The sequence below is a fragment of the Flavobacterium kingsejongi genome (genome assembly GCF_003076475.1).
GTDB lineage: Bacteria > Bacteroidota > Bacteroidia > Flavobacteriales > Flavobacteriaceae > Flavobacterium > Flavobacterium kingsejongi.
The window spans coordinates 3,987,751-4,001,338 of record NZ_CP020919.1 but is presented as its reverse complement, the minus strand read 5'-3'; the positions used below and the strand labels follow the sequence as shown (position 1 = coordinate 4,001,338).

6 protein-coding genes are annotated in these 13,588 nt (G+C 40.7%); 1 reads left to right on the top strand and 5 read right to left on the bottom strand.

The features are described from left to right. Positions 1–49 precede the first annotated feature (49 nt). Positions 50–2,455 (bottom strand): alpha-ketoacid dehydrogenase subunit alpha/beta, encoded by a 2,406-nt coding sequence (locus FK004_RS18010; protein ID WP_108738515.1) that lies wholly within the window; start codon positions 2,453–2,455, stop codon positions 50–52. Positions 2,456–2,748: 293 nt separating this feature from the next. Then, positions 2,749–5,574 carry a gluzincin family metallopeptidase gene (locus tag FK004_RS18005; RefSeq protein WP_227871635.1) on the bottom strand — a complete coding sequence of 942 codons (2,826 nt, stop codon included), beginning with the start codon at positions 5,572–5,574 and terminating at the stop codon, positions 2,749–2,751. Positions 5,575–5,917: 343 nt separating this feature from the next. On the opposite strand from FK004_RS18005, the gene FK004_RS18000 reads away from it, so the two are divergent. Continuing rightward, complete coding sequence (locus tag FK004_RS18000; protein WP_108738514.1) at positions 5,918–7,876, top strand: endonuclease; 1,959 nt, start codon at positions 5,918–5,920, stop codon at positions 7,874–7,876. A 69-nt stretch (positions 7,877–7,945) separates the two neighbouring features. On the opposite strand, the gene FK004_RS17995 is transcribed toward FK004_RS18000, so the two are convergent. The 3 genes from FK004_RS17995 to FK004_RS17985 form a co-directional block, all read right to left on the bottom strand. Further along, positions 7,946–8,674, bottom strand: a complete 729-nt coding sequence (locus FK004_RS17995; protein WP_108738513.1) for an LOG family protein — start codon at positions 8,672–8,674, stop codon at positions 7,946–7,948. Between the two features lie 57 nt (positions 8,675–8,731). Then, complete coding sequence (gene uvrA, locus FK004_RS17990) at positions 8,732–11,563, bottom strand: excinuclease ABC subunit UvrA (protein ID WP_108738512.1); 2,832 nt, start codon at positions 11,561–11,563, stop codon at positions 8,732–8,734. 132 nt (positions 11,564–11,695) lie between these two features. Further along, the gene (locus tag FK004_RS17985) at positions 11,696–13,513 is read right to left on the bottom strand and encodes a chloride channel protein (RefSeq protein WP_108738511.1); all 1,818 of its coding nucleotides are present in this window, start codon (positions 13,511–13,513) and stop codon (positions 11,696–11,698) included. Positions 13,514–13,588 lie beyond the last annotated feature (75 nt).

Here is a 13,588-nt window from a genome sequence, read left to right as displayed (position 1 = left end):
AAGGATTAATCCGCAGGGATTAATCCTTTTTTTATTCTTTTTCGATGCTCTAAAATAATGCAGGATAGGTGTTGGGATCACTCTCATGCATGATGGCATAGATTTTTTCGTAAATATCTTCTATTGAAGGTTTGGAGAAATAATCCCCATCTGTGCCATAGGCCGGACGGTGTTCTTTTGCAGCCAATGTTTCTGGTTTGCTGTCCAGGTATTTGTACCCATTTTGGACTTCCAGAATATTTTGCAAGATATAAGCAGAAGCACCTCCGGGAACGTCTTCGTCAATCACTAAAAGACGATTGGTTTTGGCAAGGCTTTTTACAATATCATGTTGCGTATCAAAAGGGAGTAAAGACTGGATATCGATAATTTCGGCATCAATACCTACTTCCATTAATTCTTTCGCCGCTTGTTCTACCAACCGTAAAGTAGATCCGTAAGAAACCAGCGTAATGTCCTTTCCTGCTTTTAGCGTTTCCACGACACCGATTGGGGTAGTGAATTCACCAAGATTCGTAGGCATTTTTTCTTTCAGGCGGTAACCGTTCAGGCATTCTATTACAAGAGCAGGTTCGTCGGTTTGCAATAGAGTATTATAGAATCCGGCGGCTTTGGTCATGTTCCGGGGCACTAATACATGAATACCACGAATGGCATTGATAATCATTCCCATTGGAGATCCGGAGTGCCAGATTCCTTCAAGTCGGTGGCCACGTGTCCTGATGATTAGTGGCGCTTTTTGCTTTCCACGGGTTCTGTACTGCAGGGTAGCTAAATCATCACTCATGATTTGTATAGCATAGAGCAGGTAATCGAGGTATTGGATTTCTGCAATAGGACGTAAGCCCCGCAGCGCCATTCCAATTCCCTGCCCGATAATACTTGCTTCACGGATGCCAACATCGGCTATACGTTCTTCGCCATATTTTTCCTGCATGCCTTCCAATCCCTGGTTTACATCACCAATATTTCCGGCATCTTCACCAAAAATAAGGGATTCCGGATATTTGGTAAAAATAGCATCAAAATTATCACGTATGATCAATCGCGCATCTACATCTTCGGCATTATCGTCATAAGTAGGCAATAATTCTTTTACAGAATCAATTGCTGTTTTCGACTGGGAATACAGGTGGGAGCTGAAATTAGGCTGGATTTTTTCGGTATACGCAGTAACCCATGCGGAAAGGGCTGCTTTGCCATTTTCCCGGATCACCATGCGCAATACTTTTCGCGCAGTCACGAGAATATCTTTACGGATAGGCTCTTTAATTCCTTTTAAGTTTGCGGCAGCATTTTCAATAAAAACCTTATTGTCGCTTGTTGCTGCAATTTGCACTAAAAGCGTTACCAATTCCTGCTGTTCTTCTTTGATAGGGTTGAGGTAAGCGTTCCATGCTGCTTTTTTGCCTTCCAATACCTCTTTACGAATCGTTGTTTCTATCGTTTCAATTTCAGCGTCGGTAATGAGATTGTTTTCGGTCATCCAAATTTTCATTTGGCGCAGGCAATCAAAATTACCTTCCCATTCCAGACGCTCCGCATTTTTGTAACGTTCGTGTGAACCAGAAGTGGAATGTCCCTGAGGCTGAGTGAGTTCATTCACGTGTACTAAAACCGGTACATGCTCCTCACGGGCTACTTTTGAAGCTTTTTCATAAGCCGTGATCAGCGCCGGATAATTCCAGCCTTGTACACGGATGATTTCATAGCCTTTAGTGTTTTCATCCCTTTGGAATCCTTTCAGGATCTCTGAAATATTTTCTTTTGTAGTTTGATGCCTTGCGTGTACGGAAATCCCATATTCGTCATCCCAGACACTCATTACCATAGGCACTTGTAATACGCCGGCAGCATTGATGGTTTCAAAAAATAAACCTTCAGAGGTACTGGCATTACCAATGGTGCCCCAGGCTACCTCATTTCCATTGATCGAAAAATCGGTTTTATTTGGAATTCCGGTAACATTCCGGAATATTTTAGAAGCTTGTGCGAGTCCTAATAAACGTGGCATTTGCCCGGCCGTAGGAGAGATATCTGCGCTGGAGTTTTTTTGTTGGGTAAGACTTTTCCAGGACCCATCTTCGTTTAAGCTATGGGTAGCAAAATGACCTCCCATTTGCCTTCCTGCAGACATGGGTTCCTGCTCAATATCGGTATGGCCGTAAAGTCCGGCGAAAAATTGTTGGATTGTCATTTTTCCAATGGCCATCATAAACGTTTGGTCACGGTAATATCCGGAACGGAAATCCCCGTTTTTAAAAGCTTTGGCCATAGCAAGCTGGGGAAGTTCTTTTCCATCCCCAAAAATTCCAAACTTGGCTTTTCCGGTTAGTACTTCACGTCTTCCCAGCAAACTGCATTCCCGACTGGTAACCGCAATTTTATAATCGTTAAGTACCTGGTTTTTAAAATCTTCAAAAGATAGCGCCTGCTTAGTGGGTGTTTCTGTCATGTTTATGAAGTCAAAAAGTTATTCGTTGCAACAAATTTAATCAAAACAATGATACAAAACAAAAAACATAAATTTTAATTATTCGTAATGAATAGGCATCATATGATAATTTGGGTATGCTATTGTTAGTATAGTGATGCTTAAAATAAATTTAATATAAAAAAAAGTCCTTTTCTTTGATCATAAAATTCTTTTTCAAAGTGTATATTCTTCTTTTATTGCACAATTCCTAAAAGCATTTCCATGCTGTTGCTCTCAGGGAAGATAAGAAGGGAAAGTTTTATCAGACTTATTTACAGCCACTTTCGGGTGAAAAGATTCAGCAGCGTACCGGGACTTATCGTAACGATAAAACGTATTTTCTCATTATAATTGGGTTGGGCAATCTCCCATCCATTACTGGAGTACACCGGGAAATACAATTCAAAATAATCCGTTACCAAATTCAGGCGGATCCCACTGTCGTAGATGAATTTTGGATCGCTGTATTTATTTTTGACCATTCCTGCATCGCCATAAAGCTCTATCCAGTTCCAGATATTAAAGCTGCCGTTTACCGTTGTGATCCATTGGTTCGCATAGGGAATGTCGAGTTTGGATTTGAATCCCCCTTCAGCAATAATTAATTGTTGGCTAAACAGGCCGCTACTTTCTGATCTACCGTAATAATTGTAATCAAAAAGGTAATCGGTCGGGCGATCGGTCGCAAAACTAAAGAAATCGGAGTCTGTTTTACGATACAGGAATGTACCGCCATAAAAACGCAAATTCACCTGACGGTTGTTATCAAACAGGTGCCTGTATTCTAATTGTCCGGAAAACTTACCAAAGGCGTTGGATACCTGTACATCGGTCAGGAAGCTAAAATGATTGGTCACTTCGGTTTTTGTACTTCCATACCGGATATCCAAAACAGAATAATTCTCATTGTTTTTGTCCATCGTAAATATGCTTTTTTCCCGATCGACCATCACGTAACGCAGACCGATAAACCGCTTTTTATTATTCCGCAGGTTTTCTTCGCGAAAGCGAAAGGTAACCGATGGAGTCAGTTTCAAATAGGCCGCATCAGGAGCGTAATGATAATAGGAACTGCTCATCCCATAGCGGATATTATACAACCGTGAATCGCGAATCTGCTGATTGTAAGCAACAGAAGCTGAGCCGATCAGGGACTGCGTTTTGAAGGAAAAAATAGGAGTTACATCGTAACTGAACGGTTTGTCCAAAAGCGATTTATTATGCAGGCGCATTCCCAAAGCCAACCCATCATAGAGATTGTATTCAAAATCGGGGACATAGAAAATCTGGTTGTAATACGGATGTTCCAGATCTTTCATCAGGTTGAATTTAATGGGCCTGTTGGGAACGAAAAATCCTTTCAGGGACTTCCAGTTGTTTCTTTGGTTGTATTCCGGAACTTCGTCAGTATAGTTTAAAGCCAGTTTATCGGCACCATTTCGGGGAATGGTAAAAGTGCTGTCGGTTTTGATATTTTCAAGCCATTCTTTAAAAACGATTTTGCCGTTTTTGAACCCGTATAAAGAGATCGGAACTGTGGCTTTCTGATTGTTTTCTACGGTTACGGTAAGGCTGTCTTTTGACCGGACCACATTTCCAAACCGATAATCTATAAGTTCCCGGCTATGGACTAATGTATTAAAAAACCAATCAATATTTTTATCGGTTCTTGATTTTAGGATGGTTTCAAAATCGTATTCTGTCGTTTGCTGTTTTTTATTCAGGCTGTAAAAGTCGGTAATGGCTATGGTTAACGTAGCATCTCCCAGAAACTGATCCAGGTAGTTGAAACTGAGGCCGGCTTTATATTTTCCTGCGATCTGCTCATTGAATTTAATGAATGTAGTCTTAGCGTCTCCTATAGGCTGATCTAAGTTTTTACGGGCCATCAGCAAATAGAGGTAGTTGAACTGCCCGTTGAATTCAATGTTGGTTAAATAAAAACTTTTCAGCAGCTTGAATTTTGAGATATTCCCCATCATTTTCATGTCCGGGTGGTTCTCTTCAATGTATTTTATGATAAGGTACATCTGCAATCCGTCATAAATCCAGTTTTCTTTGCGGGGATCCAGTTGCAGGCTGCTTTTTAGGAAATTATTGGTATAGGTTTTCAGGAATTTAATTTCGTACAAAAAATCGTCTGAAAATGGGGCTAAAAATGCTGGAAGCTGGTTAAGCCCATAAAATGGATCACGGTCATAATCCAGTTGGGACACGGTAATTTTTTCATGGGGAAAACCGCCGACATTATCATTTACAAAAAGGACTATTTTATCAATCAGGATCGCTTTTTGTATTTCAGTAACCCGATTGCTTTTTATATCGGTGACTACTTCTGTGATAGTATTTTTATAACTGCTGTAGTTTATAAAAGGGCTGATGACCAAACTAAAATTATGACGGTTTTTCCCTTCGAATGTGTAGATTGTTTTTTCCGCTTTCTCTTCGGTACGGATCTGGTTCAGGTCTGAAGTGATTTCTTTGTTTTTGGGAACCGTGAGCAAGAGCGTATAATCACTGGCTGCATTTGCAGCATCATCGAGATTTTCGTTACTATAGGTGGTAAAAGTCTGATCCTGAAATCGGGCAGGCATTAAAAACCAGTCTTTCAGGTTCATTTCCCCATTGCTGTTATAACCGTATCGGGTAAAACGGTCGCTTGGAATTTTAATGAGGTATGTTATTTTTAGACGGATCCTCTGGTGGGGCATAACCGGATTCTGCAGGGTCACCAGTACGAGGTCGGGATGTTCGGGAGGCCGCGTATAGTGTAGAGAAGTATATTCCGGACCAATGATAGAAAGGATGTTGGTATTACCGCGTTCTTCATCATTGGCTAAATGAAAACTTCGGGTAAACTCATCCGAAAATCTTCGGGCCAGCGGAGTATCTTTGGCAGAATAGGCATTGTTCCAGTCATTCAGGACTATAGCATTTAAGGGTACATCGGAATCATTATAATAATCCAGCTCCTGTTCTGCAGCAATGATTTTTGTTTCCAGATCGACTTCAGCTTTCAGTACAATACGATGTTGCGCATAGTCTTTAACCGACGACAATAGAATTAATAGGATAACTATAAATTTAAATAATTTCAATGTTCTGTATGGATTAATTTTACCCCGGCTTGATCCCTGTAATATACTGTATTCCCAAACGCAAAGTACAGCTTCAACTTTAAAAATAAAAGGGTGTGATGTTTTATTTTTTAATTGCTGATAATCAGTATTTTGTATTCATTCACGACATAAAATGGACAGATAAGTCCTATTCTATAGAGGGAAATAGGTGCAAAAGGTTGCTTGGACAGAAGTTAAATAAGCACTGATGTTGGATATGAAGAATAAAATGAGAATTAATGTACTGCAATAATTAAAAAATGTTTTTTCGGGTCATAAATTGTTAAATAACTTATCTTTGATAAGACTAAAAGATAAAATTATGCAAAAAACACTACTTTTTTTCTTGTTGATGATTTTCAGTTTTTCCCATAGTCAAATTGTTATTAATGAGCTGGATTGCGATACACCCAGTATTGATGACAAAGAGTTCATAGAACTCAAATCAGAAATCCCCTATTTTTCCTTAGATGGTTACGTACTGGTATTTTTTAATGGATCCGGAGCGGGAGGCAACCGAAGTTATTATACAATCGATTTGACAGGACTTACTACAGATAGAAACGGCTTAGTTGTGGTAGGAAATACGGCTGTTTCTCCGGTGCCCCAACGTTTGTTTCCCACCAGTATTATACAGAATGGTGCAGATGCTATAGCCATTTATCAGGCTGCGTATGATGATTTTCCAGACGAAACCCTTGCCACAACAGAACATTTGATAGATGTGCTGCTTTATGATACCAGTGATCCGGATGATGCTGGCCTTATGAATATTTTTGGGATTACGACACAGGTCAATGAGAATGAGAATAATCTGAGTACTCTACATTCGATCCAGCGTAAAATGGACGGAACTTTTGAAGTTAAAATACCCACACCCGGTACGCATAATGATGGAAGTGGTTTTATATTTAATGGCGTATCCTATACCGTTTCTACACCGCTATTGGAAGAAGGTGGAGATTTTACCATTTCTTTTACCACTCAGTTTGCAGTCGAAACGCCGCTAACTTTTAATTTTATCCTTGACAATGGAACATTTGATACGGCAGATTATACAGGAAACACAATAGTAACTATTCCTGCTGGTAGCACGACTTATAGCACCACCATCCATACTATTGATGATAGTATGGATGAAGGGGATGAGGTGGCTTTGATCCGGATTTTGTCGCTTCCCGAGGAATTTGTACGGTTAAACGATAATTATGAAGTACGTATTGTGGATAATGATTATACCGTTTCATCCTGGGGAACTCCTTTGAATCCTACTTATGGAATTGTGAGCAGTACCCAGGATCCTGATTATTATGCTTCTTTGGAAGGATTGTCTGGAGCTGCTTTAAAGCAGGCGGTGCAAGATATTATTGCCAATCCGGCGGTTGTACGGGCACATAGCTATCGCGATGTTACTTCAATCTTATATGAAGCAGATCAGAACCCGCTGAATAGCAATGAAGTCTGGCTGATGTATACAGAGCAGGGGAGGGCAAAGTACAAATTCCAGCTTACCTCGAATAGTGTTGGCTTTTGGAATAGGGAGCACATTTTTCCACAATCCAGGGGAGGTTTTAGTAATGGGACGTCTCCGTTGGCAGACGGCATTGCAATTTACCTCCCGACCAACGCGGATGATATATTAAGCGGGCATGCCGATGCCCATGCGTTGCGAAGTGAAGATGGACCTGAAAATAGTGCCCGAAGCAATCGGGATTATGGGCTGAATGACTATAATGGGCCAGTCGGGAATCAGGGAAGCTGGCACGGGGATGTGGCGCGTGCCTTATTTTATATGGCAGTACGTTATACTGCTTTGGATGTTGTAAATGGAAACCTACCCGATAGTACGCCATATAAAATAGGCGATCTGGCGACGCTTTTACAATGGAACCACGCTGATCCAGCTGATGATTTTGAAATGAACCGTAATAATATCATTTATACCTGGCAACACAATCGCAATCCGTTTATTGATTATCCTGATCTTGCTGATTATATTTGGGGAACCAAAACAACTATTCCCTGGTTTGCCGCACTTTCGAATACCGAGATTTCAAAAAACGGTTGGGGGCTTTATCCTAATCCTGCTAAAAATCACTTTAGGATAACCGGACTAACCGGAGCCTATACGGTGGCGATCTATTCGGTATCGGGGCAAAAGCTAGGCATACACCATTGTTTTGGGGAGAGTGAAATACAACCGGAACTGGCATCGGGACTTTATATCGCGAAGATCAGTGCAGCTGATGGTATAACGACCCAAAAACTCATAATCCAATAGGAACGTAAAATTTAAAGATACCCTATAAAAAAAGCTGTCGGTAAAGACAGCTTTTTTGAATTTATAGGCCTAAAAGTTAGGGCTTAAATTGTATTTTTTATAGAATGCATCCAGTGCCTGAACGACTTCTTCCTCATTATCCACCACTTTGATCAGGTCAAGATCGGCTGGGCTGACATTGGCATATTTTTCCACCAAAACCGTTTTAACCCATTCCAGTAAACCGGACCAGAAATCAGATCCTACCAGGATAATTGGGAACTTACCTATTTTTTTGGTTTGGATCAGTGTGATCGCCTCAAAAAGTTCATCCAATGTACCAAATCCACCAGGCATCACTACAAATCCCTGGGAATATTTGACAAACATTACCTTACGTACAAAGAAATAATCAAAATTCAGGTTTTTATCACGGTCTATATACGGGTTGAAATGTTGTTCGAAAGGCAATTCAATATTCAGCCCTACTGAAGTACCACCACCCAGATGCGCTCCTTTATTACCTGCTTCCATGATTCCAGGACCACCACCAGTAATAACACCGTAACCGGCTTTACTGATTTTAAAAGCAATTTTTTCAGCCAGCAGGTAGTATTTGTCATCGGGTTTGGTTCGTGCGGATCCAAAAATAGAAACGCAGGGCCCGATACGCCCCATGTTTTCGTATCCATTGACAAATTCAGCCATAATTTTAAAAATGGCCCAGGAGTCATTGGTTCGTATTTCGTTCCAGGTTTTCTGCTTTAATCGATCCTGTATTACTTTATCTTCGTCATTATCAAAATCTTCTAATCTCATGTTTTCTTTTTTAATTTTTGTGCCTGCACTACACAGGAATATTATTTTTAAAAGGAATTAATGCAATTCTTTTTTGAGGAATTGAGCGGTATAGCTTTTTTTAACTTTCACAATTTCCTCTGGTGTCCCTTTAGCAATCAGCTGCCCGCCGCCTTTCCCACCTTCGGGGCCAATATCGATAATATAATCGGCTAATTTGATCACGTCCATATTGTGTTCAATAATCAGTACTGTATTGCCTTTGTCGACCAGTTTATCTATCACCTCCATCAGTACCCTGATGTCCTCAAAATGGAGGCCTGTAGTGGGTTCGTCCAAAATGTAAAACGTATTTCCGGTATCTTTTTTCGAAAGTTCTCCGGCCAGTTTAATACGTTGTGCTTCACCGCCGGAAAGCGTAGTGCTTTGCTGCCCCAGTGTAATATAACCCAATCCCACATCCTGCAATGTTTTTACCTTACGGTAGATTTTAGGGATGTTTTCAAAAAATGGTACCGCTTCATCAATGGTCATATTCAGGATATCCGATATGGATTTGCCTTTATAGCGAATCTCAAGGGTTTCCCGGTTGAAACGTTTGCCCTGGCAGGTTTCGCATTCTACATATACATCCGGCAGGAAATTCATTTCAATGACGCGTACTCCGGAGCCTTCACAGGTTTCACAGCGCCCACCTTTCACATTAAAACTAAATCGTCCCGGTTTATAACCCCGAATCATCGCTTCGGGAGTCATGGTAAATAGGCTTCTGATCTCAGCAAATACTTCGGTATAAGTAGCTGGATTGGATCGTGGTGTACGTCCTATGGGCGATTGGTCAATATCAATAACTTTATCAATATGTTCCAGGCCTTCTATTTTTTTATAGGGCTGCGGTTTTTTAACACCGTTGAAGAAATGGGCATTCAATATCGGATATAGTGTTCCATTTATCAACGTTGATTTTCCACTTCCTGAAACTCCTGTTACACAAATCATCTGGCCTAATGGAAATTCTACGGTAACATTTTTCAGGTTGTTTCCGGTAGCGCCGCTCAACTTGATCGTTTTTCCATTTCCTTTCCTTCTTTTTTCAGGAATAGCCAGCATTCTTTCGCCGTTCATGTAGGAAGCGGTAAGTGTATGCTCTTTCAGTAATTCTTTTGGTGTACCGGTACTGATGATTTCGCCACCATGTTTACCGGCTTTTGGGCCGATATCAATGACGTAATCTGCCCGTTCAATCATATCTTTATCGTGCTCGACTACGATGACAGAGTTTCCAATGTCCCGGAGCTGCTCCAGAGAATGAATCAGTTTTTCGTTATCGCGCTGGTGTAATCCGATACTTGGCTCATCCAGTATGTAGAGCACTCCCACCAACTGGGAACCGATTTGCGTTGCAAGCCGTATACGTTGTGCCTCTCCACCGGAAAGGGTTTTGGATCCCCGGTTCAATGCGAGGTAATTAAGGCCTACATTCATTAAGAAACTCAGCCGCGACTTGATTTCCTTGATGATTTCAGAAGCTATAATGATCTGTTTTTCAGAAATATTATTCGTAAGATCGCCAAACCATATTTCCAAATCCGAAATATCCATCGCAGAAAGTTCCGCAATATTCTTATCGTTGATTTTGAAATACAATGCTTCTTTTTTCAAGCGGGAACCGTGACATACCGGGCATTCGATTTCGTCCATAAAATCCTTCGCCCATCGTCTGATGGAAGCTGATCCGGGATCGTCATGCTGGCTTTTAATAAAATTTGAAATACCTTCAAATTCAATTTTATATTCTTTTGTTACGCCTAATGTCTTGGAAGCAACGGTGAATTTCTCTTTACCACCGTTCAGGATCATAGCCATCGCTTCTTCCGGAATTTTTTCAATAGGATCGGTGAGCTTAAAATCATACTTTTCACCTATTGTTTCCAGCTGTTTAAACATCCACGAGCTTTTGTATTCACCTAAAGGAGCAAAACCACCACTTTTGATTGAAAGTTTTTGATTGGGTATGATTTTCTTCAGGTTGGTTTCGTGTACGATGCCAAGGCCATTACAGTAATCACAGGCTCCTTTTGGGGAGTTGAAAGAAAAATTATTAGGTTCCGGATTGGGATAGGAGATACCCGAAGTCGGGCACATCAGGTTCCGGCTGAAATAGCGCGTTTCACCTGAATCCTGTTCCAGGATTAATAATACATTCTCTCCATGGTACATGGCGGTTTTAATGCTTTCGCTCAAACGCTTGTCCGTATCTGGCGTATCTTCTACAAGCATACGGTCAATGACGATCTCGATATCATGGGTTTTGTAACGATCCAGTTTGAAGCCACTTTCAATATCTTTTACCTCACCATCAACGCGTACTTTAAGGAAACCCTGTTTTAGGATCTGCTCAAATAACTCACGGTAATGCCCTTTTCGGGAGCGGATCACCGGAGCGAGGATATTGATGCGTTTGCCACTGAAATTTTCAATAATCAGGTTTTTGATCTGCTCATCGTTATAGCTGACCATTTTCTCCCCGGTATTGTAACTGTAGGCATCTGCACCACGTGCATAGAGTAATCGCAGAAAATCGTATATTTCTGTGATAGTACCTACGGTAGAGCGCGGGCTTTTACTGGTTGTTTTCTGTTCAATAGCAATAACCGGCGAAAGTCCGTCAATCTTGTCGACATCCGGACGTTCCAGGCCACCCAGGAATTGCCGTGCATAGGCAGAAAAAGTCTCTACATAGCGGCGTTGCCCTTCGGCATATATGGTATCAAAAGCCAGTGATGATTTTCCAGACCCCGAAAGTCCAGTAATTACAACTAATTTTTCCCGGGGTATGGTTACATCTATATTTTTAAGATTGTGCACACGAGCGCCCAATACTTCGATATTATTATCCTTTTCGATCATAGATTTATAGCAAAATACAAAGGTACTATTTTGAAGTTTATTTTTAGCAACCGTATGGGTATTAAGGACTATTATAACATTTATTTATAACCAGGGCGAAGTATGGGCTTCAGTTTTACACCTCAGGTTTTTTTATTCAATAGTCATGGTTTTTACCTGGGCACGATAGTTTTCCAGGATAAGTGTCTTGGATACCATAGCAGAAAGCTTGCCATTTTTTATCATGGGTAGTTCCGGAAGTTGTGATGCCTCAAATTTCTTTAGCATATAATACAACGTATCCTCATCGGTAATAGGATGAATGTCTTTTGTAATAATCTCTTCCATAGTGGTATGCTTGACCCGGAAAGGGTTAAAGACGACCTGCCGTACAGCATCAAAGTTGATTACGCCCACCAGTTCATTTTCGGCATTGACCACCGGAAAAATGATTTGTTTGGTATCGGTAAGGTATTCTACTACTTTTTCCAATCGGTCGGTAATCTGCAGGGTCTTAAAATTGGTGACGATTATTTTGGATAACTCAATGGTAGAGAGGATGTTTTTGTCTTTGTTACTGGTAAAAACCTGTCCTTTTGCGGCAAGATCCTTAACATCCATAGAATGTTTTTCAAAACGTTTAGAAACAGCAAAACTAATCGAAGAGACGATCATCAGTGGAACCATCAGGTTATAACCGCCGGTGATTTCCCCAATAAGGAAAATTGCGGTTAGTGGCGCATGAAAAAGTCCGCTCAATATACCGGCCATCCCTACAATCGTAAAATTGCCTACTGGCAACTGGTGCGGTAATCCAAGGAGGTTAAAAAACTTGGCAACAAAGAAGCCGAGATAGGAACCAACAAAAAGGGAAGGGGCAAAATTCCCACCGTTTCCACCACTGCCTAACGTTAATCCTGTAGCAAAAACTTTCAGCATCATTGTTATTCCTACAAACAGCAATAATAACCATTCATTACTTTTATAATCGTCTAAAAGCGTATTGTCCAATATTTTCTGCGGTGTGGCATTGGATAATATTTTGATGCTTTCGTATCCTTCCCCAAAAAGGGTTGGGAAGAAAAATATCATGACCGCCAGCATGGAAGCACCAATCAGGGCTTTTTTATAGGGTTTATTATATTTATGAAAATAGCTTTCCAGTTTTTGGAAGTTCCGGGCATAATAAATAGACACAAATCCACCCAATACTCCCAGTAAAATGTAAAAAGGGATATTATGAAAATCATAGTGCTGCTGATGCCCGAAAGAGAGTAATACATCTTCTTTCAGTACAATAGTGGATACAATCGCACCCGTAGCTGCAGAGATCATTAGTGGGATAAAGGCAGTAATGGTCACATCGGTCAGTACCACTTCAATAGCAAAGAGCACGCCGGCAATAGGAGCATTAAAGGCAGCAGCAATACCGGCAGCCACACCACAGGCCAATAGCAATATCCTGTCTTTCTGCGAAAGTTTATATTTTTGGGCATAATTGGAACCGAAAGCTGCCCCAGTGATGGTAATTGGCGATTCTAATCCTGCAGAACCTCCCAATCCTACAGTCAGGGAACTGGTGATAATCTGAGAGTACATCTGTTTTCGAGGCATGATACCGCCTTTACGGGCTACAGCATACAGAATTTTGGAACTTCCTTTTTCCAGTTTGCCGTCCAATATGTTTTTAATTACAAAAGCCGTCAATAGAATCCCTACAATTGGTAATATACTGTTGATAAAAGGCAGTTTCAGGTACCCGTTGATGTAATTGGCAAAAAGAAATACAGAATGGGCAAAACTCTTTAATAAAATTACGGCAAAGGCACACGAAATCGAAACGATGATACAGGATAAATATATAAACTGCCTGTCGCTAAGAAAACCCTTCAGGATGAAGAGAACAGTTTCAAAAGAATTGAAAATATTCCTGAAAAACTGTCGTATTTTTAGAGCTGCAGTATTGGGCATTTGAATTTTTTTGATGAAAAAAGGAGGTTATTATTTCGAACTGCTAAAATAAGATTTTTAACAAAAAGAAAGGTC